Source organism: Kordia jejudonensis, from assembly GCF_001005315.1.
Lineage (GTDB): Bacteria > Bacteroidota > Bacteroidia > Flavobacteriales > Flavobacteriaceae > Kordia > Kordia jejudonensis.
Window position 1 is genome coordinate 184,226 of record NZ_LBMG01000003.1, and the last position, 25,530, is coordinate 209,755.

Below are 25,530 nucleotides of genomic sequence, written 5' to 3' on the forward strand. Positions count from 1 at the left end.
CATACCATGAAACGAATTCTAATTACGGGCGCAGCCGGATTTATAGGTTCACACTTATGTGATCGCTTCATCAACGAAGGATATCATGTAATTGCGATGGACAACCTTATTACGGGCGACATTCGTAACATAGAACATTTATTTCATCTCAAAGAATTTCAGTTTTACCATCACGATGTAACGAAATTTGTGCACGTACCCGGAAAACTAGATTATATTTTACACTTTGCGTCTCCTGCAAGTCCAATAGATTACTTAAAAATTCCGATTCAAACCTTAAAAGTTGGTTCACTCGGAACACATAACTTATTAGGTTTAGCGAAAGAGAAAAAAGCACGAATTTTAATAGCTTCTACATCAGAAGTGTATGGCGATCCGTTAGTACATCCACAACACGAAGAATACTACGGAAATGTAAATACCATTGGTCCACGTGGTGTGTATGATGAAGCAAAACGCTTTCAAGAATCCATCACAATGGCATATCACCGTTTTCACGGATTAGAAACGCGTATCGTTCGTATATTTAATACCTACGGACCACGCATGCGACTCAATGACGGACGTGTTATTCCTGCATTTATTGGGCAGGCATTGCGTGGCGAAGACTTAACGGTTTTTGGTGACGGAAGTCAAACACGTTCATTTTGCTACATTACAGATCAGGTAGAAGGAATTTTTAGAGTGTTAATGAGCGATTATGTAGAACCAATTAATATTGGAAATCCACACGAAATTACCATTGGCGAATTTGCGGAAGAAATCATCAAACTGACAGGAACTACACAAAAAGTAATTTACAAAGAATTGCCTGTGGACGATCCGCTACAGCGAAAACCAGATATCCGAAAAGCAAAAGAAATCTTAGATTGGGAACCAAAAGTAAGTCGTAGTGAAGGTATGAAAAAAACCTACGAGTATTTCAAAGCATTGCCAGAAAAGGAACTTTTCAAAAAAGAGCACAAAGATTTTTCAACCTATACAAGAATGTAACACATGCATATTAGAGGAAGATATTCGTGGCTGTTAAGACCATTTTATGTGGTGTTTGATTTGTGTGTCATCAATATCTTTGTCTTTTGGTTTTTCGATTTTAACGATCAAAATTTGTACTTTTTTGACAATTCGTTTTGGAACAACAAGCATTTACTGTTCATTCTTTACACCATTATATTTTGGCCGTTATCAACCTTCTTTCTAAAATTTTATAACGTATACCGTTTTACGTCGGTTCCGCATATTTTATCCTTACTCATCAAACAACTCTTAGCGTATACCTTAATTATGTATGCGTTTATCGGAATCTTTAGAAGTATTGATGTTCAAGCATTTGTAACCTTTAAATACTTAATGCTCAGTTTTGGAATCATTGGTTTGGTTAAAATTATTGGTTATTATGGTTTAAAAAAATACCGTTCCGTTTTAGATGGAAATATTCGTCGTGTTATCATTATTGGCGGAAGTTCGGGCGCACAAGAATTGGAACGATTATTTACCAACAATAAAGAATTAGGATACAAGTTGCTAGCATTATTTAGCAACAAACGCGAGAAAGGCATCACAGGAACAATTGAAGATAGTTTTAAATACATTGAAGAAGAAGAAGGCATTGACGAAATTTACTGCGCCATTGATGAACTCAGCGAAAAAGATGTAAACGATTTTGTAAAATATGCAAGTATGAACAGAATCAACATCAAGTTTATTCCTAATACGAAAAAACTATTTTCCAAACGACTCAAAACAGATTATTACAACTACTTGCCTGTACTTTCCATTCAGGAAGTAGCGCTGAACAATAACTTAAATCGAATCATAAAACGCGTATTTGATATTGCATTTTCATTATTCATTATCATCTTTTTTCTCTCGTGGTTTATTCCGCTGATGGCAATTCTTATCAAGTTAGAATCCAAAGGTCCCGTTTTTTACAAACACATTCGTAATGGAATTAATTACAAAGAATTTACCTGTTACAAGTTTCGTTCATTATCGCACAACAATGACATGGATTACGAACATGTAAAAGAACAAGATTCACGTGTTACAAAAATTGGTCGTTTCATTCGAAAAACAAGCATTGACGAATTACCACAATTTTTCAACGTACTCAAAGGCGATATGTCGGTTGTAGGACCACGACCGCACATGATTCCGTACACGAAAGAATACGCCAAAAAAATTGACAAATACAACTTTGTATTCCGCCACAGCGTAAAACCTGGAATTTCAGGTTTGGCACAGGTAAAAGGGTATCGAGGAGAAATTAAAAACGACGAAGACATTATCAACCGTATCAAATACGATATCTTTTACATTGAAAATTGGTCGCTATTCTTAGACATAAAAATTATCTTTGAAACGATCATTAACATTCTCAAAGGAGAAAAAAAGGCATATTAAATATGCAACAACCATTAGTTTCCGTCATTACGCCAACATACAATGCCGAATTGTTTATCACACAAACAATCGATTCTGTGCGTGCGCAAAGTTATAAAAACTGGGAAATGGTAATTGTTGATGATGCTTCCGCAGATACTACAACGGATATTTTAAAAAAATATAGTGAACTAGACCACAGAATTAAGTTTCATGCATTGGAAACAAATTCAGGCGCGGCTATTGCACGAAATACAGCCATAGAAAAAGCTTCAGGAAGCTACATTGCATTTTTAGATGCAGATGATTTGTGGATGCCTGAAAAACTCTCCAAACAAATCGTATTTATGCAAGAAAAAGATATTGATGTATGTTTTTCTAGTTATGAATTAATGGATGAAGCAGGAATATCTTTAGGAAAAATGGTAAAAGCATTGCCCAAAGTAGATTTCTCCAAAATGCTCAAAAGTAATTATGTTGGCAACCTTACGGGAATATACAATGCAGAAACGCTTGGTAAAGTATACATGCCAAACATTCGCAAACGTCAAGATTGGGCATTATGGCTTACACTCATAAAAAAAGTAGGATTTGCCTATAGTATTCAAGAACCGTTAGCCAAATATCGCTTGCGCGAAAATTCAATTTCGTCCAATAAACTAAATTTATTAAAATACAATTATACTATTTACAGAAAGGCGCTTAAATTTGGGGCTTTCAAATCGACTGTATATTTACTTCGATTTCTAATAGAACATTTCTTTATAAAACCACAACAAACAGTACAACTATGAACATTCTTGTTTTAGGATCAGGCGGAAGAGAACACACACTCACTTGGAAATTAGCACAAAGTCCGTTGCTTCACAATCTTTATGTAGCGCCTGGGAATGCAGGAACCGCTTCCATTGCCACAAATATTGCTATGAATGTGAACGATTTTGAAGCGATTGGTAACTTTTCCAAAGAAAACCAAATTGACATCGTTGTGGTCGGTCCAGAAGATCCATTGGTAAACGGAATTCACGATTATTTCCTACACGACGAAGCATTACAAGGAATTCACGTAATTGGTCCGCAAAAAGAAGCTGCCGAATTGGAAGGAAGTAAAGAATTTGCCAAACAATTTATGATGCGTCACAACATTCCAACGGCGGCGTATCAAAGTTTTACCAAAGACACGGTAGAAGCTGGTTGCGAATTTTTGACCACATTACAATCGCCATACGTACTAAAAGCTGATGGTTTGGCGGCTGGAAAAGGTGTACTCATCATAAAAGATCTTCAAGAAGCACAAGATTCGCTAAGAGAAATGTTGGTCGATGCCAAATTTGGCGATGCCAGTACAAAGGTGGTTATTGAAGAATTTTTAGACGGAATAGAGCTGAGTTGTTTTGTACTCACCGATGGAAAAAACTACCTAACGCTTCCAACTGCGAAAGATTACAAACGTATTGGAGAAGGCGACACAGGACTGAACACAGGTGGAATGGGCGCAGTTTCGCCAGTTCCGTTTGCAGATGCGGAGTTTATGGAAAAAATTGAAACACGCATTATACAACCGACGATTGAAGGTTTTCAAAAAGACAACTTGCCGTACAAAGGGTTTGTATTTATAGGATTGATCAAAGTTGGCAATGATCCGTTTGTAATAGAATACAACGTTCGTATGGGCGATCCGGAAACGGAAGTTGTGATTCCACGATTAGAAAATGATTTGGCAGCAATATTTCAAGCGGTAGGAAATCAAACTTTAGATAAAATATCATTACAGATTAAAGAAGAAGCGGCAACAACAATTATGGTTGTTTCTGGCGGATATCCTGAAGCCTACGAAAAAGGAAAAGAAATTACAGGTATTGAAAACATTGAAGATTCCATTGTTTTTCATGCAGGAACAAAATTAACTGACGGAAAAGTAGTGACCAATGGTGGAAGAGTACTTGCGGTAACATCACATGCGAATACGTATGAAGAGGCCATAAAAAAATCTTATCAAAACATAAAAAAGTTACATTTTGATAAGATGTATTATAGAAAAGATATTGGTTTCGACTTATAAATAAGAGTGCGACGAAATATCTTTGCGTTCTTCGTTGTTATCGTTGAATTTTTTCAATTGTAAAACCCAGTAAATCATGGCTGCAGCTCCGATAAGCATAAACAACCAATTCATTGTATTTGCAGCGCCCCAACTTTCTAATTCTAATGCACGTAAAGATTCAAATGGAGCTAAAAGCGTAGATTCACAAAAGCTACCGATTCCTTCAAAAAAGTTTTTCATGGATAAATCATATTATATTTACACTACAAAAATATAAAAACCTAAAATGATAACAAGCGTTTTTGGCAAATCAAAACCAATAAATTTTATTCTCTGTTCGGGAATTATCTTGATATACTTTGTAATTCACTTATTATCAAGCGATAAGAACATAAGTGTTGCATTGTTATCTTTAGAGCTTCCTGTTGTATTTTTATTGTTGTTTTCTTTATTTATGGTAGATTTTATTGTAAAAAAGAACGATCTCACGCAGCAAAACGATTATACACTACTAATTGTCGCACTATTTATAGGTTTTTTTCCAAATATTTTTGAGCATATTACCATTGTGTGCATTCACGTATTAGTATTACTTGCCTTTCGGCGAACAATAAGTTTGCGGTCATTACACAGTGTAAAACAAAAACTATTTGATGCTTCTATATACATTACGGCAGCATTACTATTAGATTCTTGGATTGTAGTCTATCTATTTATCATATATATAGGAATAATGTTGTACGTTTCGAGTGATTATAAAAATTGGCTTGTACCATTTGTTGGTGTCTTTGTTATACTCAATATCTATCTAACATATATGTATATAAGTGGTCAAAATATAGGTGCAGCGTCAATAGTTAAGTTTGACCTACAAATTCAGTATTCATTAGAAAATTACAAGCGAATAGCACTTCATTTATTGATCACCTTACTTTTTTGCATCAATATTGTAATCCTTTTTCTAAAAATAAAAACGTATTCTTCTCAAAAAAAGAATTCTTTTTTACTAACTAACGTGCTGTTTTTTATAGGAATAACATATGTGTTATTCGCCAAAAATACGACTTACAATACCGAAATATTGTTGCTATTTCCATTAGGTATTTTTACGGCAAACCTTCTTGAAAATATAGAAAACAAAAGGATGCGCAATATTTTACTCATTTTACTAATGATTGTTAGTTTTGGATTTAATTTTTACCTAAAATAAATGCCGAAACCGTAATATTGCTACGGTTTTTACCTACAAATACGTAAGAAAAAGACTTCTTATTGTGCTTTTTCTCGATTTTAATGACGTTTTATCTAAAAGAAAACCCGTTGTCTGCTTTTTAGAATTTTTCCAAATATTTTTGTGTTCGAGAATTAAGCCGCTCACCCCAAACTTATTATTAATTTTTTCTATTTGTGTATTAAGCCATATATAAATAGTAACTAAACAGCAAATCAATGAAGACTAAAATTACTCTTTTGGTCCTAACCGTCTTATTAGGACTGACAAATGTTTTCGCGAATTCAATGCCCTCAAGCGAAAATGTTGTCGAGAATGAAATCATGACTACAGGTGATAATTCAATTATCATTTCTGCAGGAAAAAGGATTTACACACTCGACATGAACACGTACCAAGCTACGTTGTTGGCAACATCACCTTACGTAAATGAAATTAACTCCATCGCTAGTGACAACACTACAGGATGGATTTTTTACGTTTCTAACCATATCTCTAGCTACAACTGGACAATTTATGGTTACAATGTGTATACAAATACACACAAAAATTTTGGATCTGTACGTCACTTTTTTACAAGTACAGGTCACGCGTATTCTTCTAGAGGTTTAGCTTCTGGTGGAGCTACGTTTTATAACGGGAACTTATACTTCGCAATGGAATATCCAACGCGTTGTTATACCCACAGAGGAAACTCTTCTGGTAATGCAAATCCTAAAGATGAATTACCAAACAACACAAGAGCCGCAGGAACAGTGCCAAACTCTTTGTTTACAAACGGACCAATCACAAGAAATGCTACTAGTACAGAAGCTGACGACACTGACAACGGTGGAAGAGATGGTAATGGAGAAACTTTAGAAGATTTCGAAATTATCGAAGCTGGAGAAGCTAACGCACCAAGCGAACTTGTAAGTGACTACATTCCTGAAGAAGATCTTCCTGCTGATGCAGCTGCTGATGATGCATTGCAACAAAGAGGTACATCTTCTCAAACAGAATCGTACTCTTACAACTACTATAGCAGTAGCTACAACAACAGAATGTATCTATTAAAAATTTCTTTCAATGGATTATCTGATGCATCAGGACAAACAACGTCTGTTGCAAACGGAAGACCAGTATACGACAACTGGTGGTACTCAAGCTTCCTTTACAGAGGAGAACTTGGAGATATCGTTGTTGATGACAATGGTCAGTTATATGCAGCTACTTCTTACCAAGTACAGGCTTACAACTTCAATAGCAACAGATATGACTGGGCTAACAATGAAGATGTATACGCTCAAATGGCAAAAGATAAGCACAGCGCACTTCAATTATTAAAAAACAAAAGACAATGTAGTACATATTACTACAACGGTTGTCCTCACACAAGCTGTACAACTAAAAGTTTTGTACAAAGCTATACTGCACCTTCACACTTAAGAACGTACAACAACATTCAATTAGGATCACTAAATGAAATTACGGGATTAAATTCTAATGATATTGGAAGAATTACAGATGCTTCTGATTACATCAGATTAACGCCACCTGTATCTTACAAGATCAAAGGTTTTGTTTTTGATGATAACAACGAAAACGGAAGCTTCAACAGTGGACAAGGAGAAACTAAATTATCTGGAATCGGAGTCACATTATATGCTGATAACAATGCAGATGGTGTATTAGATAGTGGAGATACTGTACTTGAAACTCAAAACACAGACGCTTCAGGAAACTACAAGTTTGAAAACGTAACAACGGCTTCAACGTTAGTACAAGTTTCAGTTCCTGCGGACGACAATAACTTTACATATAACTTAACAACTGCTGAGGTAATTTCGGTAACAGGAGCTACTTCTGATATTACAGGAATTAAATTCGGAATCAATAAAGATGAAGTTGTTGTAAACGTAAACTACGATGTTTTCGGAACTGTATATGATGACGATAACGAAAATGCTGCATTGGAAGCTGGAGAAGCTGGATTAGACAATGTAACATTAACATTATACAATGATGTAAACGCTGATGGATTATTAGATTCAGGTGATACGGTAATTACTACTACAACTTCTGCATCAGACGGAACATATAGTTTCTTACATGTATGTGTTCAAAACACAATTGTTGCAGTAACAGTACCAACAAACAACGGAAACTTTACATACACATTAACAACACCAGCAATACAAGCGATTAATTCAATTAATACAAACGTTACTGGAGTTGATTTTGGAATCAACGAATTACAAGTTGTTGATTACAATATTTCAGGAACTATATTCGATGATGACAATGCTAACGGAACTTCAGACACTGGAGAAGCTGTACTAGAAAGCGTTATCGTAACATTATATGCTGATAACAACAACGATGGCGTATTAGACGCTGGAGATACAGTAATTACAACAACTCCTTCTGGAGTAAATGGAGTTTACAACTTTGCAAACGTAAATGTTGAAAACACTGTAGTAGCTGTAACAGTACCAGGAAACACTCCAGACTTTACATACACACTTACAACGGCTGCTTCATTAGATTCTAGCTCTGTAAACACAGATGTAAATGGATTAGATTTCGGAATTGATAAAGTTCAAGTTATCGACTATAACATTTCAGGAAATGTATACGATGACAACGATGAAAGTGGAGCTCAGGATCCAGGAGAAGATAACTTAGATGCGATCACAGTAACATTATATGCTGATGTAAATGCAAACGGAGTTGTTGATGCTGGAGATACAATAATCGCTTCTGCAATATCAGCAGTAGACGGAACATACAGCTTTGCAAACGTAACTGAAGCGAATACAGTAGTAGCAGTAACAGTACCTGCTAATAATGGTACATTTACTTACACATTAACAACGCCAGGAACATTAGATACTAGTTCTACAATTACAGATGTTACAAACATTAACTTCGGAATCAACGAAGTAGAAGTAATAGACTACAACATCTCAGGAACTGTATTTGATGACGATAACGCAAATGGTGGTGTTGACACGTCAGAAGGAAGAATTCCTAATGTAGTCGTAAGATTATATGATGATGTAAACGAAGATGGTAGTTTAGATTCAAATGATGTTCAAATTGCAAATACAGCTACAGGTTCTAGTGGTACTTACCAATTTAACAATGTAACTAGAAGAAGAACATTAGTTGAATTTAGAGTACCAGGAAACTCTCCAAACTTTAATTACACAGCAACAACACCAGATGTAGTTTCTGTAACAGGAACAACTACAGATATTACTGATGTAGACTTCGGATTAAACGAGGTGCAAGTTATTGACTTCAATATTTCAGGAACTGTATTTGATGACGATAACGAAAACGGTACACAAGATGCTGGAGAAGCTGCTTTAGATGGAATCACAATCACTTTATACGCTGATAACAATGCAGACGGTAACTTAGATGTTGCTGATACTACATTAACATCAACTACTACAGCAGTTGATGGATCATACAACTTCTCAAACATTACAACTGAAAATGTACTTGCAGTAGTTACGACACCAGGAAACACTGCAGCATTTACATATGTATTAACAACGTCTAACACACAAGCTGCTAGTTCATTAATCACTGATGTAACTGGATTAGACTTCGGAATCAATGAAGTACAAGTTGTTGATTATAACATTTCAGGAACTGTATTTGATGATGATAACGAAAACGGAACACAAGATACTGGAGAAGGTGTTTTAGACGGAATCACTATCACATTATACGCTGATAACAACAATGACGGTGCTTTAGATGCTGGTGATGTTTCATTATCAACAACGACAACGGGAGTTGATGGATCATATAACTTCTCAAACATTACAACTGAAAATGTACTTGCAGTAGTTACGACACCAGGAAACACAGCAACATTTACATATACATTAACAACTGCTGATACCCAAGCTGCTAGTTCATTCATTACAGATGTAACTGGATTAGACTTTGGAATCAATGAAGTTAAAATTATTGACTACGATATCTCAGGAAATGTATTTGATGATAACAACGGTGACGGTATCAAAGGAACAGGAGAAGGTTCAGCAGGACCAGTAACTGTAACATTATATGCGGATAACAATAATGATGGAGTAATTGACGCTGGAGATACTGTAATTGGAACAACAGTTACTAGTTCAATGAGTGGAAACTATAGCTTTATCAATGTAACTGTAGAAAACACAATTGTATCGGTAACGGTACCTGCAAACTCTGCAACATTTACATATACACTTACAACTGCTGGATTCCAATTTACAGGTTCTGTACAAACAAATGTAACAGGAGTTAACTTCGGAATTGACAGAGTTCAAGTAATCAACTACAACATCTCAGGAACTGTATTTGATGATGATAACGTGAACGGAACAATTGATGCAGGTGAAAATTTCTTAAGAAATGTAACACTTACATTATACGCTGACAATGATAACAACGGAAGAGTTGGAGCAGCGGATACAGCAATTGGTTCAACTACTTCTGCAAGCGACGGAACATACAGCTTCTCAGCTGTAACTGAGCGTAACACATTAGTAGCTGTAACTGTACCAACAAATGATTCATCATTTACATACGTACTAACAACAGCAAACGTATTAGTAACAGGTTCTACAATCAATAATGTAACTGGAGCTGACTTCGGAATCAACCGTGAAATCAATGTTAACTATAATATTAGCGGATTTGTTTGGGATGATGATAATGAAAATGGAACGCTAGAAACGTCTACAGAAGGTTTCTTAGACAACATCACAGTAACATTATATGCTGACAACGATAACAACGGAAGAGTAGGAGCTGGTGATGTAGTAATTTCATCAACTACAACTGCTACTGACGGAACGTATAGTTTCACAAATGTAACGGTAGCTTCTACTTTAGTAGAAGTAACAGTGCCAGGAAACACAAGTAGCTTTGTATACAGTCTTACAACTGCTAGACAACTTGTAACAAGCTCTACAATAACAGACGTAACAGGAATCAACTTCGGAATCAACGAGCAAACTGCAACCTATTCAATTTCAGGAACTGTATTTGACGATGATAACGAAAACGGATTAAATGATGCTGAAGCTGGATTATCTAATGTAGTGGTTACACTATATAATGACTTAAACCAGAACGGAAGAGTTGATAGAGGAGAGCCAACATTACTTCAAACAACTTCTGATAGAAATGGTAACTACCAATTCTCAGGATTAACAGATGTATTTGTAGTAATACAAGCTTCAGTTCCTACACCAACAACAACGTTTAGATACACAGCAACTACTCCAATAAGTTTAGGATTAAGCTCTGGATTAAATACAGTAGTTGACTTTGGTATCAATAGACAACTAATCGTTCTTTACAATATTGGTGGACTTATTTGGGATGATGACAATGCAAACCAAGTAAAAGATGCTACAGAATTAGTATTAGAAAATATCAGTGTAACATTATACAACGATATTAATGCAAATGGTGTTATTGACGCAGGTGAAACTGCTATCTCAACAGTACAAACATCAAATATTGGACGATACACGTTCACAGGAGTAACTGCATTAAACGTTATTGTGCAACCAGTATTACCATCAAATGGTACATTCACGACACCAAGTTCGTTAGCACTTTCAAGTGTAAACAATAACATTACAAATGCTAACTTCGGAATTGATATTGTATCAAATGTATTCCAAGTAACAGGAGTTGTATTTGATGATGATAACAGAAATGGTATCGCTGATCCAGGAGAAGGTTCTATAAACGGATTAGCAGTAGAAATCTATGTTGATACAGATGGTTCAGGAACGTTTGATCCTAACTTAGATGCATTAGTTGCCTTTACGCAAACATCTAACGGATCGTTCAACTTCCAAAACCCTAACTATATTGTAAACAACGTACCATCTGGACAAGTATTTATTAGAGTAGTGATTCCAGCAGGAAACCCACCATTATTAACATATACGTCAACATACGATCCAGATACAGGTGTTGTAAACCCTGACGGTGTATACCCAACAATTATGACGGGTAACATTACAGGAATCAACTTTGGTATCGATGTAATTGACTTCATCGGAACACCTAGAAATGATGCTTTAGGTACAAACGCAGGACTAATTACTAATGGAGACAACATCCAAGCAGCAACTGCTGAGCCAGTAGATGTATCGTCAAGATTAAGATTATATCCAAACCCTGTTGTAAGACAGATTGCTATCAATGCAGAGGAGTTCAATGGAGATGTTACTGTTGAAATATACAATGACAGAGGATACAAAGTAATGACTACAACAGCAAGCCCATTTGCAGGTGAGTTAAAAGTAGACGTACAAAGATTACGACCAGGAATGTACTATGTTAAATTCGGGTCAAGAAATAAAGTTGCAAGTAAGAAATTTGTAAAAAGATAAATATTTGTAATCCCCAACCTCAAAGAAAAGCCGCTGAAAAGCGGCTTTTTTTATGTACAAAAACTTCAAGTAAGTAGCTTGTTCGGCAAACTCAATACTGTCTCTTTGAGCAATGCTACAAAAAACAGCATTTGTACATCAATATAAAGATCAACAACTTCTCTAAAGACGACTGCCTTTATTTCCTGTGCCAAATCAAATATTAGCGTATATTTGCATCAAAATACAAGAATTATGTTTAGTGATCTGGCAAATAAAATATTCCAAGAAAGCATTGAAAAATATCACATGATTGACAATGTAGATCAACCTTTTGAAAATCCTTATGCAAAAGACGAAATAGAACACCTTTTATATAGAAAAAATTGGATTGATACTGTGCAATGGCATTATGAAGATATTATTAGAGATCCAAACATTGATCCTGTGGCTGCCTTAAAACTAAAGCGCGACATTGATGCTTCAAACCAAGATAGAACAGACACGGTAGAATATATTGACAGCTATTTTCTTCAAAAATATAAAGATGTAACGGTAAAAGATGGTGCAACAATCAATTCTGAAAGTCCAGCATGGGCAATTGATCGTTTATCAATTCTTGCCTTAAAAATATACCACATGCAAGAAGAAGCAGATCGTATAGATGCTTCTGACGCGCACAGAGCAAAATGTCAAGAAAAACTAAACATCTTATTAGAACAAAGAGTCGATCTTTCAACAGCAATTGATCAACTAATTACAGATATTGAAAATGGAGATAAATACATGAAAGTCTACAAACAGATGAAAATGTACAACGACGACGATTTAAACCCTGTACTTTACAACAAAAACAAATAATACGCGTCTCCAAGAAGCAAAGCATCATATGATGACTGAACAATCTTCGAAACACATCCTAGTCATACGTCTCTCAGCTATGGGAGACGTTGCTATGACTGTACCAGTCATCAACGCATTACTTCGCGAAAACCCATCGGTAAAAATTACGGTTGTCTCTAGAGCATTTCTAAAACCAATATTTGACGGCATTCCAAACGTAGCATTTTTCACAGCAGACGTAAAAGGAAAACACAAAGGTATTTTTGGCTTATACAAACTATACAAAGAATTAAAAGCATTACAAATAGACGTTGTGGCAGATTTACACAATGTATTGCGATCTAACATTCTTGGAACCTATTTCAAAGCTGGTGGTTTCAAAGTTTGTAAAATAGACAAAGGAAGAGCCGAAAAAAAAGCACTAACGCGTACAAAAGACAAAATATTTAAGCAGCTCAAAACAACTCACGAACGTTATGCAGATGTTTTCAAACAGCTTGGATACAATGTGTCACTTACCAAAGAAGATGTATTAGCGCAGCGCGAATTGACTCCAAAAATAATCACATTCACAGGGAACAATCCTAAAAAATGGATTGGCATTGCACCTTTTGCCGCCTTTGCAGGAAAAACCTATCCTTTTGAATTGATGGAAGAAGTAGTATCAAAACTAAACGCAACAAAACAATACAGCATCATTCTATTTGGTGGACCAGCCGAAAAAAAGCAACTAGCAACACTTGAAAACAACTACGAAACGGCAATCAATTGCGCAGGTTTATTTTCCTTTAAAGAAGAATTAGCGCTGATTTCTAACCTTGATGTCATGCTTTCTATGGATTCTGGAAATGCGCACTTGGCGGCAATGTTTGGACGAAAAGTAATTACCATTTGGGGAATAACACATCCATATGCAGGTTTTTATCCATTTGGACAACCTATTGAAAATGCGCTGTTAGCAGATAAAGAAAAATATCCTTTGCTTCCAACTTCTATTTACGGAAACAAGTACCCAAAAGGTTACGAAAACGTACTAGAAACCATTACGTCACAAGTAGTGTTTGATAAAATTGTGGAGGTGTTAGATATGTAAAAATGATGCAAGATTCAGCAATTATAGAAAGACGTCATACGAGATTCAAAAAAACAGTTTGTGAATCAGAAATTGTTTATGCACTAAAAAACAATCAAGGTTTTGCTACCTCAGTCTCAAATCATTTTGAAGATGAAAAAGGAAACCCTACTACAATTATTTGTTTTTGGGCTGAAAAATCACTTGCAAAATCATGTATCAAAAATGAATGGAGTGATTATAATGTCTGTGAAATTTCATTACCTGATTTTATTGAAAATTGGTGTATAGGAATGGAAAATGAAGGATTATTAATCGGAACAGAATTTGATCAAAACATGTTTGGGTTTGAAGCAGATCCACTAGAGTTGATCATAGAACTAATCATGGAACTGAAAACCGCAAGAAAAAATATCAACTTACGAAAGTTTGATGATCTCACTGATTTAGAAAAACAAATCAAAGCTATTCTTGAATAAAAAATACACTTAAAAATAAACCCTGAAAAATAATACTTTTCAGGGTTCTATATATCGTCTTACATCACTTACGATTTTATATTTCAGAAGTATGATTTTTAATTGAAGCAATTCTCAAACAAAAAAACACACATCGCTCGTCACAATTTATTAATTTCAAACTCACTATATATCATCAAAATCAACCTTAATCGTCGCTGTAGTTGGATGTGCTTGGCACGCTAATACCATACCTTCTTCCAATTCGCTATCCGTTAAAATCTGATTCTTCTCCATAATCGCTTTTCCTTCGGTAACTCTACAAATACAACTGCTACAAATTCCTCCTTGACATGAATATGGCGCGTCAATTTTTTGTTTCAATGCAGCATCTAAAATGGTTTCGCTAGCGTCCATTTCAAAGGTAAAATCTTCATCATCCACCGTAATAGAAATCGTAGCTTTTCCAGTAACAGCTTCCGCAGCTTCATTGGTTTCAGAAGAAGCTGTAAACAATTCAAAGTGAATCGTATCTTCCGCAACACCGTTATTCTTTAAAGTATCCGAAACGGTAGTAATCATCGCTTCTGGACCACAAATATAATGATGCGCAAAAGCAACATCTTTCATCTGATTCTTAACTACATAATTCACGGTAGTTCCGTCAATTCTTCCTGCTAAAGCATTATCGGCACGTGATTGACTGTACACAAATTTCAAATAAAAATCAGGATACTTTTCAGCCAAAGCAATCAGCTCATCATGAAAAATAGTCTCTTCTGTAGACTTATTTCCATACAAAAGTGCTACAGTATTTCCATAATCTAAGGCAGTTTTTAAAATACTCATAATTGGTGTAATTCCACTACCAGCCGCGTAAAGTGCAATAGCACCTTTATGTGTTGAAGGCGTGTAAATAAACTTTCCTTCTGGCGGATGCACGTCTAAAACGGTTCCTTCCGTCAACTCTTGATTGGCGTATTTGGAAAAAGTTCCATCAACAACTTCCTTAATCGCTACTTTAACGATATTCTCTTTTGGTGTTGAACACAACGAATAGGCTCTTCGCACTTCTTCGCCATTCAGCATAGTTTTGATGGTGATATATTGTCCTGACTTAAATGAAAATTCAGGTTGTAACGCTTCAGGGATGCTAAATTCTACGCTTACCGCGCTTGGTGTTTCTCTATGAATATGACGTACTTCTAACGAACGAAAATCTGACATTGTGCAATTTTTTTTAAGATAAAAATGATCGCGTATTGCGAATAACGCCACAAAAATAAACAAACAAACAAGGCTTTAAAAAATAAATGCACACAAATTATACCTAAAAAACTTATGCATAAGAAAATTATGTATTATATTTACCTAAGAAATAACGCCATGGGAAATTCAAAACTATACAAAGGAAGCTTGCATACCATCATTTTAAAACTCTTGGAAGAGAATGGAAAAATGTACGGATATGAAATTACGCAAAAAGTAAAAGAAATCACAAACGGAGAACTCAACATTACGGAAGGCGCGTTATATCCTGCGTTGCACAAGTTGGAAGCTGAAGAATTACTTGATGTAGAAGTTGCCAAAGTAGACAATCGCTTGCGCAAATATTACAAGCTTACTGAAAAAGGAACGAAAGAAACGGTAACTAAACTCAAAGAATTGGAAGAGTATATCCGAAACATGCACACGTTAGTAAATGCGAAATGGAGTATTTAATGTTAGCACAGTACGGTAGGAATTATAAATGCTAAATGTGTATGTTTCTATTCAAATCAACGAATCAACAAATAACGAATAACGAATACCGAAATTATAAATGTTGAATGCTAAATTTTAAATATAAAAGTACAATTTAACCCCAAGACCCAAGACCCAAGACCCAAGACCCAAGATCCGAGACCCAAAACCCAATCAACAACAAATGAAGTTTATATGTCTATAAGTTTAAATGTATATATTTCTATTCAAATCAACGAATTAACAAATAACAAATAACGAATACCGAATACCGAATACCGAATACCGAAATTATAAATGTTGAATGCTAAATTTTAAATATAAAAGTACAATTTAACCCAAAACCCAAAACCCAAAACCCAAAACCCAAAACCCAAAACCCAAGACCCAAAGTAAAATCCAAAAAGATGAAATTAACGCAGGAGGAAATACAATACATTGATGACTACTTACGGAAAAGTGGTGTGCAATTTTGGGATGTCCGCTGGGAAATATTAGATCATGTGGCGACAGGTGTTGAGGAGAAAATGACACATGAGAACTTAGATTTTGAAACAGCATTGGAAGCGGTTACCATTGCTTTTGGAAACGATATTCGACAAGGATACGTGCTCAACAAAGACAATACAAAATGGGTTAAATCTACAAAATATGCAACAGGCGAAGGTTTCAAAAAACTACAACGTGAAAAGCAAAAACAAATAGGAAGAAAACATTTCAAAGCCTATTGGCGACAACTACTCAGCCTATTTTTGTCGGTACAATTTTACATAGAATTTATACTCATGATTGCTTCCGTTGTTGTCATTTCAAAATATTCGGAAAAATGGGCGTTAACGGTAGGTTTTGTATGGATATTTTATCCGTTTCTTATTATTTTATACAAATCTATCAAAGGGGAAATTCCAAAAAAGTCGTTACATATCAATATGTCAATGACAGCAGTATTTTTATGGATACATATATTTAGTTTGGTGCCAAATATATACAAAAATTATTATGATGAAAAGATGGAATTTCAACTCTTAGCTTTACTATTAATTGTGTTATTTCCATTCATAAAAGCAAGTATGGTACGCTACAATAGCGTCTGTAAAGAATATAAAAAATACTATGATTTAATCAAAAGTCAATAGCGAATACAATTGAAGAAGAAAAAATGAAAGTTACAACAGATCAAATAGGACGATTATATACATTTACACGTGAGCATTACGTAGAACACTACGATTTGCAGACCGAATTGGTCGATCATTTGGCAAACGGTATAGAAAAACGTTGGGAAAACAATCCTACATTATCATTTGATGATGCGCTAAAAGCAGAATTTGAAGAATTTGGCATTTTTGGATTTAGTGATATTATAGATAAACATGCGACAAGCATGTCAAAACGTTATCTAAAAATCATCTTTCACTTTATGTGTGAGTATATCAAATTACCCAAAATCATCGCAACGTTAGCAGCAATATTGGGTGTATTTTACATCATAAGATATGTCTCTGCAAGTACATGGATTATAGGATTCTTATTCATAATGACCTTCTGTTACTTTGCTTTCACAGCCTACTACAATAACGTTCATTACAAGAAAAAGCAAAAGAAAACGGGAAAGCGCTGGAAACTAGAAGAAATGATCTACAAAGCTGGATATGGAGGATTTTGCCTAATACACTTATACAACATACTACACTTATCTAACATTCTCAAAACTGAGTCTATTGTAGTGCAGTTGCTACTTTCAATTGTATTAGTTTTTATTGCGGTATTCACGTATATTAGTGTCAATGTATTGCCTCAAAAAGCAGAAGAATTGTTGCGCAAAACCTATCCAGAGTATGAACTTTCTGCCTAAGGTGTAACAAATTCGAAAAATTGACACTAACTACATGTTAACCCAATCCAAAAAAACACAATGATCAAAAAATTTCTAAGTCTCCAGTGGAAAGAATTCTTTAGATCTGCCGCTTTTCAAAAAGGAATCGCCATCAAAATATTACTTGTACTAGCCGCTTTATACTTTGGTGGTTGTGCGTTAATATTAGGTGTTGGACTTTTCTTTATCTTAAAAAAAGCAGTTCCAGGTATCGATCCGATGACTACCGTCAACAACTTTATTATCTTTTGGTTTATGCTCGATTTAATTATTCGGTATTTCATGCAACAAATGCCAGTCATGAACATAAAACCTTTAATGATAATTCCCATCAAGAAAAAAACCATCATTCATTTCCTCCTCGGAAAAACAACGGTTTCCTTCTTTAACATATTACCTTTATTCATCTTTGTTCCGTTTTGTATTGTATTACTATTTCAAAATTCGGACTTTCAATATGCAGGAGTAAATGTGTTTGCTTGGTTTATTTCGGTAATTGCCATTACACAAGCACTCAACTTTCTAAACATACTCGTAAACAAAAGCAATACTGTTTTTTACATTACGCTAGGACTTTTGGCAACGTTTGGCGCACTTGAATACTTCGGAATCTACAAAATAACAGCGTTATTCGGAATGCTTTTCAACGGACTATACAATCATCCGTATTTAGTAGTCATTCCAATTGCGTTGGCATGTTTCTTATACTATCTAAACTTTGATTATCTGAAAAAACGCTTTTACCTTGATGGCGCAATTTCAAAAGAAGTAAAAGAAGTAGAAACTTCAGATTTATCCTTCCTAGACCGTTTCGGATCGATCTCTACGTTCCTAAAAAATGATGTACGAATGATTTGGAGAAACAAACGTCCACGACAAGTAATATTCATGTCATGTATGTTTTTATTCTACGGTTTAATCTTTTTTACGCAAGAAGTCTATCGCGAAATGCCAGCCATGTTAGCATTTGCCTCGCTTTTCATTACGGCAGGTTTTCTATTCTCATTTGGACAATTAGTGCCTTCTTGGGATAGCGAATATTACAAAATGATGATGAGTCAAAACATTCCATACCGACAATACTTAGAATCCAAATGGTACCTTATGGTATTAGCGGTATTAGTTTCATTCATTCTCAGTACACCATACATTTACTTTGGTTGGGACATTTTCGGAATGATTGCCGCAGGCGCTTCTTTCAATATCGGAATCAACTCGTTTGTAACACTATTTGGTGGCGCGCTTAACAGAGTTCCTGTAGAATTAAACGCCAAAGCAAAAGCATTTAGCAACACACAGGGATTCAATCCTACACAATTACTAATCGCTTTGCCAAAAATGTTATTACCTGTATTATTACTGTACATTCCATACGTACTATTTGGTTTAACCACAGGAATCATTTGCTTAGGAGTCAGTGGAATCATTGGTTTATTCTTCAAAAATTACTTCCTAAACATCATTGAAAAAACATACCAAAAAGGAAAATACAAAACCATCGCTGCTTTTGGCGAAAAAAAATAATCTACTAAAACGACACGCATGATTGCAATACATAATATCTCAAAAACATACGGAGAAGCTACCGTACTCAAAATAGACAAATTAGACATTCCAAGAGGACAAAGCTTTGGATTAGTTGGAAACAACGGAGCAGGAAAAACAACACTATTTAGCTTACTGCTCGATTTAATTCAACCTTCATCAGGATACATCAGTAACAAAACAATCAAAGTACACGAAAGTGAAGACTGGAAGCCATTTACATCATCTTTCATTGACGAAAGTTTCCTCATTGGTTACTTGACAGCAGAAGAATATTTCTACTTCATTGGCGAACTTCGCGGACAAACAAAGACAGACGTTGACAAATTATTAGCACAATTTGAAGACTTTTTCCACGGCGAAATTCTCAACCAGAAAAAATACTTGCGCGATCTCAGTAAAGGAAATCAAAAAAAGGCCGGAATTGTAGCTTCGTTCATCGGAAATCCAGAAGTGATCATCTTAGATGAACCGTTTGCAAACCTCGATCCAACAACACAAATTCGCCTCAAAGGAATCATCAAAAAGCTAGCTGAAGATAACGCTGTTACGGTGCTAGTTTCCAGTCACGACTTAATGCACGTCACGGAAGTTTCCGATCGTATCGTAGTGCTCAACAAAGGCGAAGTCGTAAAAGACATTCAAACCTCAGAAGCAACCTTAAAAGAATTAGAAGCGTTCTTTGCAGGAAATGCGGTTCAATCTTCCGAAGAAGAATAACTTGGGCGTTCCCACAACAAAAAACAACAAACCCGCATATTGAGGAAACTCGAAATGCGGGTTTATTATTTTTCATTGTGGTCAGGCTATCCGCGTTACACGGTAACTTGCTCCTATCCTTAACGCAAAATTTCGTTATGCATTGTTACTTTTCTTTTTGCGAGCAAAGACATCGAAGATTCACGAATTCTTATTTAATAAAATAGAAAACATATGAGCTAAATAGTAGATAATAAGTGGTATTTTTAAAATAAGTTAGAAATTTTACTACAGTAAACTTTTATCGAGCTCAGGTTAATGTAAATAATCATTTTAAATTTACTTTAACACAAGCGAAATTTTTTGACGATCTAGTTTTTCTAAAACCAAGGTGTCTTTCTGTAAAAATGCACTCAAATTCAAGAAATAATCGCAATGTGAAGTAAAAACGTCTTTTGGTTGCAAACCATTAATCGTTTGTAAGGTATCGCCAATTTTTACTTGTGTATTTTCTATACAGCGATTTACAATCCAAAGTGAATCATTCAAAATCCCAGGAATAAACGGTTTTTCCTTTTCAATATGTACATTTTCCGTGGGTTGTAAAATGATTTTTTCACGGGTATAATCTAAGTAAATAGTAAAATGTTCCAAAAAATCATTTCCTAGCAAAGCTCTATCTAACGATGAAAACTGTACAGGAATATTCGTGCTAAAATCTGAAATTTTTACCTGTAAATCTTTTACAATCAAGGTGTCACGATTACTTCCATAAATTCCAGAAGTAGATTGATCTACATACGTTCGTGATGAAATCGTTGAAAACTCAGACGCATACTTTTCAGGAATCACCAATCCGCCGTTGTAACCCAAATCAAACAATACATTTTTAATACGAACACCTTCAATTTCGATGTCAATTTTTGGAATGCCAGACAAAAACGAAGTGTAAAAATCAACAGTATGTTTTGGTAAATTTTCATCAAACTGAAAATCTTCCTGCGAAACGATCAGTTCTTTACGTTGATAATCAACTTTCCAGTTTGCCAATTTTATCAAATTAGCACCAATAATTCCGTCAGGTGCCACACACGGACTGTACGATTTGGCGTCGTATTTCAACTTTCCAGCGGCAATTCCATAAAAATCTAATTCATCAAACTGAATAGAATCTACAACCGTCATTTCAATAGTTCGGCGAATTCCTTGCGCGGTTCCGTTATTTTGTTTCGATTCTGTTACCAATTCCAGTGTTTCTGCCAAGTTGTATTCCACCTTACTATTAAAAGCGGCAGTGTCGAAAATAAATCGATTTTTTGACGTTTTTCCTTGTAATTGTGCATCAATCAAAATCAAATCTTTCTCATACACAAAAGGAATACGATGTTCTCTTTGAGACATTTTTACATTTGCGGCTGCTTCTAATTGTAATTGTGTTACGGTATTACAATTTGTAAGCAACATTAAAAGAATAGTGCTAAAAATAAAGTGCTTTTTCAAGGTTTTCTGTTTAAATTGAACACTGCAAAAGTGCAACTCAAACCCCAGAAAAACCTTGTATATTATCCGTTTGGTACATTTGGGACGTATGTGTGAAGAATGGTCCTTACAATGATTTTATAAACTCAGAAACTTGATTCGCTTTGCTACGCGAGACTGGAATTTTGAAATCAATTCCACGTAAGGAAAGCTCTAAATTTCGTGCATTTCCTTCAATTTTTACAATATAATTTCCATTTACTAAAAACCGATTATGACATCTAAAAAAGGTAGCAGTTGTCAATACTTCTGTTACATATTTAAGCCGATTTCTGATGAGTTTTTTGTACATAATTGTATCTATTTCATAAAAAACTTCTATGTAATTTCCTTCTGACCGAACACATATGATTTCGGAAGGAAACAATTTTAATTCTACCTTATCATTTTCGTCTTTTAGTTGTAGTTGTTGTGATGATTTTTGGTGTAATTTTTCATTTTCAACCTTCAAAACCTCTGTCAATAGTTGCACGCGATTGAACTGTATTTTTTGTTGCCAATATTGTTCAAATAAAACTAAAATTACAATAGGAAAAAAGCTTATACACAAGGTTAAAAAAGCCGTTTTTCCAAAAATGTAGACCATTGATTCTTCTCCTTCGTACACAAAATAAAGACTCATAAAAATTTCGAGAACAATTAAAAATGTAATCAGGAAAAAGAGTAAAATTTCGTGTCCAACAGTCCAACAATCCTCTTTCATAAAATTTGGAAACAGCTTTCGCAGTAGTTGTATACCCAAAAAAATACTGAGTGCTACACAACATGCAATCAGCAAAGCATACAAGCTGCGTTGCAAAACGTCAAATTCGTGAAAATCGAAAGGTGCTAGCACGGCAATAACCAAAAAAGTTACTGCGCTCGGAACCACAATACTATAGATATTGAAAATAAATGGATGAGGTTTTCGAAGTAGATTGCGCATTAGATGTATAAAGTTACGGAACAAAACGGCACGATATGTTTTAGTAACGTATTTATATCAGCAATTTAAAAAAAGGAGCATGGAAAAATTATCTTTTTTGATACTTTTCCATGCTCCAAAGCACTATTCCGATAAATGTTATTTTGATTATATAATACTCCGAAAGCAACTTCGTATGTATTGCATCATTTTGCAATCGAATACGATAGGTAAGGATAGGAAATTATCCGCCACATTTATCACTTTCGACAAAACCTGTTGTCACATTTCCTAGTGTTTTTGTTCCTCCATTTGTTCCTCCATTAATTTTATTCAGTTTTAAGGATGAAACAGTTTTTTTGTTTAAGTTAAGTATTCTTAAATTCTTTTTTTTCATAATATTTTAAGTTTTAATTAATGTATATATAGTATAACGATAAATGTTATAAATATATTATGGTAAATTGACTTAGCTAAAGAGTAAAAAAAATTATATATCACATTCTTCACTTTCAACAAAACTTCCTTGGGTCTTAAGTGTTCCACTATTTGTTGTTTGGCATGTAGCATAAAATTCATCTTGAGTTTCTTTAGGAGGACACGTATGCGTGTCTGGTAATCCACCAATAGTTTGTCTATTGTTTCCACCTAAAATCATGTTCAAATTGTTAATCCTAGCAATTTTTATTTTTTTTAATTTAAAATGTTTCATAATGCAATGATTTGTTTTAGTTATTGGCAACAAGATGGGAAATCTTTTTAAAAACAGCTAATTATGTGTTTGATGTTTTATAAAATATCAATCTTATAACTTATTGATTTTCAAAGCTTTTAATGTAGTATGAAGGGAGCATTTGAGTTTGAGTTTTAAAGGCTTTGGAAAACGTTTCTTGACGCTTAAAACCAAACTCTTCTGCAATGGCTTTGATCGTATAGGATCTTAATTTTGGGTCGTTTTTTAAGCGAATCAACGCCGCATTGATTCGTAATTCTGTCAGGTAAGATTTAAACGATTTTTCTTTATACGTATTGATTACGTTTGATAGGTACGAGGTATTCGTTTTCAATTTTTTAGCTACAAAGCTTAAGGTGCAATCTTGTCGTAAATAATATTCTTTTTCCTCAAAAGTTTTTAAACCTTCCAGAATTTCCAAAACACTTTCGTCTGTAATTACCGAAGCAGTAGTTTTAATTGGTTGTGGTTTGGTTTTAGCTTGTTCTAAGGTGTCTATGGTTTGTAAAAGCTCTTGAAAACGTTTTTTTGCTTGCAGTTGTCTTTTTCTATATAAAAAGAAAAACAATAATAATAATACGACCAAGATCGTTGAAATACTATACCATAAAGTCGCACGACTTTTTTGTTGTTTGCTATAATCATTTAAAACAGTTATTTTACTTTTTAAATCGGCTTTATCGTATTTTTCATGAATATTACGAAGTACTTCTATGTCTAAACTATCATTCTTTTCATCTATTTCAGAATATTCGGTAAAAGTTTCCTTGACTTTATTCGTTTTCCCAGTAGCATTATAACATAATAATAGTATCTTATTAACTTCTTCTAAGTCAGGATAATTAATTTTCTTTTTATAAATAATAGTATTTACTTTTTCAAGAGCTACTATGGCGTCTTCGTATTTTTTTTGCTCATAATAACTTTTACCCAAATAAAAATTAGGTGTCACTAGTTGATCTTCATTTTTTATTTCTAAAAAATAAGACGCTACTTTTTTTGAGAGTGTTATTGCTGTATCATAATTGTTTTTTTGATAATTAATAATAGCATCGTTCATCAATAAAGGAAAATATGCATGTGGATATTTAGTTTTTGAACATTTTTCTAGTGCCAAATTATTAAAATGTTCAGCATCTTCTGTGTTTTTTATTCTTAGATATGTATCTGTGAGATTCATTAAAACAACAATTTCATTAAACTCTTTTTCGGGACTATCAATTTCTTTCAGTCGTATAAGATTTTCTTTGTAAAGATCAATAGCCTCTTTATGATTGTTGTGTAATTTTTTTATGAATGCAATATTGGTAGATACGATAATTAGATGCATGGGATTTCCTGATTTTAAGGAATACTTTTTTGCAATTAAATATTCATCAAGTGCATCAAGATCATTCTTTTTATCTGAAAAAATATTGCCTCTAAGATTATGATTTTTAAAAAGTAATCCATTGTCTTTTAATTCGGCAGCTATAGTTATAGATTTATTAATATGCTCTAATGCTAAATCGTATTTAGCCATATTCGTAAAGGACTGTGCTATATAATATTGAGACCAAGCTGTTTGGGGTTTATTCCTTTTTTTTAAAGCTATTTTATTTGCTGCAATAGCATATGCACTCGCTTTTTTAGGATTATTATACCTGTACACCAAATACAAAGAATCTAGCTCTTCATACGATTTCTGTGCTAACGAATCTGATTGTGCATACAGCATTGAAAAGTTGCAAAAGAGCATAAAAAACAAAGCTCTTTTAAGAATATAAGGGGATCGTTTACAATTCAACATAAAATAAATTTCTTCAAATTACTCAAATATATTGAGAAGTTCAATGCCATTAAAGAAGAAAAGTCACTTAAATACAATCATCAATAGTTATACGGTTTTATAAGCGCCCAAAAACGGAAAAATTTATATACAATGTTTTATAAAAGCGCGATTGATCTTTTATAAAAGGTCAAGTATGTTGCTTTGTTTTTCCGTTATAACATGCTTTCTTTGAATGGATTATAAAAATCAAACGTATATAGCTATATCACATTTTAGTAACATTAAAACTCAAAATTATGAAAAGTAAATT

General features: G+C 34.3%; 21 protein-coding genes. 14 read left to right on the forward strand and 7 right to left on the reverse strand.

Going from position 1 to position 25,530, the window contains the following annotated elements; all coding sequences use genetic code 11:
• Positions 1 to 6: 6 nt before the first annotated feature.
• The 4 genes from AA089_RS02630 to purD are packed head-to-tail and all read left to right on the forward strand — an operon-like array spanning position 7 to position 4,444.
• Positions 7 to 993 carry a UDP-glucuronic acid decarboxylase family protein gene (locus tag AA089_RS02630; RefSeq protein ID WP_046755350.1) on the forward strand — a complete coding sequence of 329 codons (987 nt, stop codon included), beginning with the start codon at positions 7 to 9 and terminating at the stop codon, positions 991 to 993.
• A 3-nt stretch (positions 994 to 996) separates the two neighbouring features.
• Positions 997 to 2,403: an exopolysaccharide biosynthesis polyprenyl glycosylphosphotransferase gene (locus tag AA089_RS02635; protein ID WP_046755351.1), complete on the forward strand. Its 1,407-nt coding sequence runs from the start codon at positions 997 to 999 to the stop codon at positions 2,401 to 2,403.
• Between the two features lie 2 nt (positions 2,404 to 2,405).
• Complete coding sequence (locus AA089_RS02640) at positions 2,406 to 3,176, forward strand: glycosyltransferase family 2 protein (RefSeq protein ID WP_046755352.1); 771 nt, start codon at positions 2,406 to 2,408, stop codon at positions 3,174 to 3,176.
• Entirely contained in the window at positions 3,173 to 4,444 is a 1,272-nt protein-coding gene (gene purD / locus AA089_RS02645; protein WP_046755353.1) for a phosphoribosylamine--glycine ligase, read from the forward strand. The genes AA089_RS02640 and purD overlap by 4 nt, the downstream gene beginning before the upstream one ends.
• On the opposite strand, the gene AA089_RS02650 is transcribed toward purD, so the two are convergent.
• Positions 4,439 to 4,666 carry a DUF6341 family protein gene (locus AA089_RS02650; protein ID WP_046755354.1) on the reverse strand — a complete coding sequence of 76 codons (228 nt, stop codon included), beginning with the start codon at positions 4,664 to 4,666 and terminating at the stop codon, positions 4,439 to 4,441. The two genes, purD and AA089_RS02650, sit on opposite strands and share 6 nt — an antisense overlap.
• Positions 4,667 to 4,712: 46 nt before the next feature.
• Between AA089_RS02650 and AA089_RS02655 the strand changes: the two genes are divergently transcribed.
• The 5 genes from AA089_RS02655 (at position 4,713) to AA089_RS02675 (ending at position 14,431) form a co-directional block, all read left to right on the forward strand.
• Entirely contained in the window at positions 4,713 to 5,636 is a 924-nt protein-coding gene (locus AA089_RS02655) for a DUF6427 family protein (protein WP_046755355.1), read from the forward strand.
• Between the two features lie 239 nt (positions 5,637 to 5,875).
• Positions 5,876 to 12,058, forward strand: coding sequence for an SdrD B-like domain-containing protein (locus tag AA089_RS02660; protein WP_082113177.1), 6,183 nt, complete (start codon positions 5,876 to 5,878; stop codon positions 12,056 to 12,058).
• A 234-nt stretch (positions 12,059 to 12,292) separates the two neighbouring features.
• On the forward strand, positions 12,293 to 12,898 hold the full coding sequence (locus AA089_RS02665; protein ID WP_046755357.1) for a DUF4254 domain-containing protein: 606 nt from the start codon (positions 12,293 to 12,295) through the stop codon (positions 12,896 to 12,898).
• Between the two features lie 31 nt (positions 12,899 to 12,929).
• Positions 12,930 to 13,973 (forward strand): glycosyltransferase family 9 protein, encoded by a 1,044-nt coding sequence (locus AA089_RS02670; protein WP_241479962.1) that lies wholly within the window; start codon positions 12,930 to 12,932, stop codon positions 13,971 to 13,973.
• Positions 13,974 to 13,975: 2 nt separating this feature from the next.
• Positions 13,976 to 14,431, forward strand: coding sequence for a DUF2750 domain-containing protein (locus AA089_RS02675; protein WP_046755359.1), 456 nt, complete (start codon positions 13,976 to 13,978; stop codon positions 14,429 to 14,431).
• Positions 14,432 to 14,596: 165 nt separating this feature from the next.
• Here the strand turns inward: AA089_RS02675 and AA089_RS02680 are convergent, their stop codons facing one another.
• Complete coding sequence (locus tag AA089_RS02680) at positions 14,597 to 15,637, reverse strand: ferredoxin--NADP reductase (RefSeq protein WP_046755360.1); 1,041 nt, start codon at positions 15,635 to 15,637, stop codon at positions 14,597 to 14,599.
• Between the two features lie 159 nt (positions 15,638 to 15,796).
• Here AA089_RS02680 and AA089_RS02685 point away from each other — a divergent pair, with 159 nt between their 5' ends.
• From AA089_RS02685 to AA089_RS02705, 5 genes are all read left to right on the forward strand, one after another.
• The gene (locus AA089_RS02685; protein WP_046755388.1) at positions 15,797 to 16,132 is read left to right on the forward strand and encodes a PadR family transcriptional regulator; all 336 of its coding nucleotides are present in this window, start codon (positions 15,797 to 15,799) and stop codon (positions 16,130 to 16,132) included.
• 428 nt (positions 16,133 to 16,560) lie between these two features.
• Complete coding sequence (locus AA089_RS02690) at positions 16,561 to 17,289, forward strand: hypothetical protein (RefSeq protein WP_046755361.1); 729 nt, start codon at positions 16,561 to 16,563, stop codon at positions 17,287 to 17,289.
• 23 nt (positions 17,290 to 17,312) lie between these two features.
• Positions 17,313 to 18,008, forward strand: a complete 696-nt coding sequence (locus tag AA089_RS02695; protein ID WP_046755362.1) for a hypothetical protein — start codon at positions 17,313 to 17,315, stop codon at positions 18,006 to 18,008.
• 60 nt (positions 18,009 to 18,068) lie between these two features.
• On the forward strand, positions 18,069 to 19,553 hold the full coding sequence (locus tag AA089_RS02700; RefSeq protein ID WP_046755363.1) for a DUF5687 family protein: 1,485 nt from the start codon (positions 18,069 to 18,071) through the stop codon (positions 19,551 to 19,553).
• 18 nt (positions 19,554 to 19,571) lie between these two features.
• Positions 19,572 to 20,294 (forward strand): ABC transporter ATP-binding protein, encoded by a 723-nt coding sequence (locus tag AA089_RS02705; RefSeq protein WP_046755364.1) that lies wholly within the window; start codon positions 19,572 to 19,574, stop codon positions 20,292 to 20,294.
• A 318-nt stretch (positions 20,295 to 20,612) separates the two neighbouring features.
• Here the strand turns inward: AA089_RS02705 and AA089_RS02710 are convergent, their stop codons facing one another.
• The 5 genes from AA089_RS02710 to AA089_RS02725 form a co-directional block, all read right to left on the reverse strand.
• Positions 20,613 to 21,773 carry a pepsin/retropepsin-like aspartic protease family protein gene (locus tag AA089_RS02710; protein WP_156168871.1) on the reverse strand — a complete coding sequence of 387 codons (1,161 nt, stop codon included), beginning with the start codon at positions 21,771 to 21,773 and terminating at the stop codon, positions 20,613 to 20,615.
• Positions 21,774 to 21,879: 106 nt separating this feature from the next.
• Positions 21,880 to 22,434, reverse strand: coding sequence for a LytR/AlgR family response regulator transcription factor (locus AA089_RS25145; RefSeq protein ID WP_162200403.1), 555 nt, complete (start codon positions 22,432 to 22,434; stop codon positions 21,880 to 21,882).
• Positions 22,435 to 22,960: 526 nt separating this feature from the next.
• Positions 22,961 to 23,113, reverse strand: coding sequence for a hypothetical protein (locus AA089_RS24495; protein ID WP_156168872.1), 153 nt, complete (start codon positions 23,111 to 23,113; stop codon positions 22,961 to 22,963).
• 93 nt (positions 23,114 to 23,206) lie between these two features.
• Positions 23,207 to 23,428: a hypothetical protein gene (locus tag AA089_RS02720; RefSeq protein ID WP_046755367.1), complete on the reverse strand. Its 222-nt coding sequence runs from the start codon at positions 23,426 to 23,428 to the stop codon at positions 23,207 to 23,209.
• A 100-nt stretch (positions 23,429 to 23,528) separates the two neighbouring features.
• Positions 23,529 to 25,100, reverse strand: a complete 1,572-nt coding sequence (locus tag AA089_RS02725) for a helix-turn-helix domain-containing protein (RefSeq protein WP_241479963.1) — start codon at positions 25,098 to 25,100, stop codon at positions 23,529 to 23,531.
• Between the last annotated feature and the right edge of the window lie 430 nt (positions 25,101 to 25,530).

Coding starts and splice junctions, on each gene's coding strand:
- AA089_RS02660 (WP_082113177.1), top strand. CDS start 5,876: ATGAAGACTAAAATTACTCTTTTGGTCCTAACCGTCTTATTAGGACTG.
- AA089_RS24495 (WP_156168872.1), bottom strand. CDS start 23,113: ATGAAAAAAAAGAATTTAAGAATACTTAACTTAAACAAAAAAACTGTT.
- AA089_RS02650 (WP_046755354.1), bottom strand. CDS start 4,666: ATGAAAAACTTTTTTGAAGGAATCGGTAGCTTTTGTGAATCTACGCTT.
- AA089_RS02720 (WP_046755367.1), bottom strand. CDS start 23,428: ATGAAACATTTTAAATTAAAAAAAATAAAAATTGCTAGGATTAACAAT.
- AA089_RS02680 (WP_046755360.1), bottom strand. CDS start 15,637: ATGTCAGATTTTCGTTCGTTAGAAGTACGTCATATTCATAGAGAAACA.
- AA089_RS02655 (WP_046755355.1), top strand. CDS start 4,713: ATGATAACAAGCGTTTTTGGCAAATCAAAACCAATAAATTTTATTCTC.
- AA089_RS02670 (WP_241479962.1), top strand. CDS start 12,930: ATGACTGAACAATCTTCGAAACACATCCTAGTCATACGTCTCTCAGCT.
- AA089_RS02695 (WP_046755362.1), top strand. CDS start 17,313: ATGAAAGTTACAACAGATCAAATAGGACGATTATATACATTTACACGT.
- AA089_RS02665 (WP_046755357.1), top strand. CDS start 12,293: ATGTTTAGTGATCTGGCAAATAAAATATTCCAAGAAAGCATTGAAAAA.
- AA089_RS02640 (WP_046755352.1), top strand. CDS start 2,406: ATGCAACAACCATTAGTTTCCGTCATTACGCCAACATACAATGCCGAA.
- purD (WP_046755353.1), top strand. CDS start 3,173: ATGAACATTCTTGTTTTAGGATCAGGCGGAAGAGAACACACACTCACT.
- AA089_RS02690 (WP_046755361.1), top strand. CDS start 16,561: ATGAAATTAACGCAGGAGGAAATACAATACATTGATGACTACTTACGG.
- AA089_RS02700 (WP_046755363.1), top strand. CDS start 18,069: ATGATCAAAAAATTTCTAAGTCTCCAGTGGAAAGAATTCTTTAGATCT.
- AA089_RS02705 (WP_046755364.1), top strand. CDS start 19,572: ATGATTGCAATACATAATATCTCAAAAACATACGGAGAAGCTACCGTA.
- AA089_RS02685 (WP_046755388.1), top strand. CDS start 15,797: ATGGGAAATTCAAAACTATACAAAGGAAGCTTGCATACCATCATTTTA.
- AA089_RS02675 (WP_046755359.1), top strand. CDS start 13,976: ATGATGCAAGATTCAGCAATTATAGAAAGACGTCATACGAGATTCAAA.
- AA089_RS02630 (WP_046755350.1), top strand. CDS start 7: ATGAAACGAATTCTAATTACGGGCGCAGCCGGATTTATAGGTTCACAC.
- AA089_RS25145 (WP_162200403.1), bottom strand. CDS start 22,434: ATGAGTCTTTATTTTGTGTACGAAGGAGAAGAATCAATGGTCTACATT.
- AA089_RS02635 (WP_046755351.1), top strand. CDS start 997: ATGCATATTAGAGGAAGATATTCGTGGCTGTTAAGACCATTTTATGTG.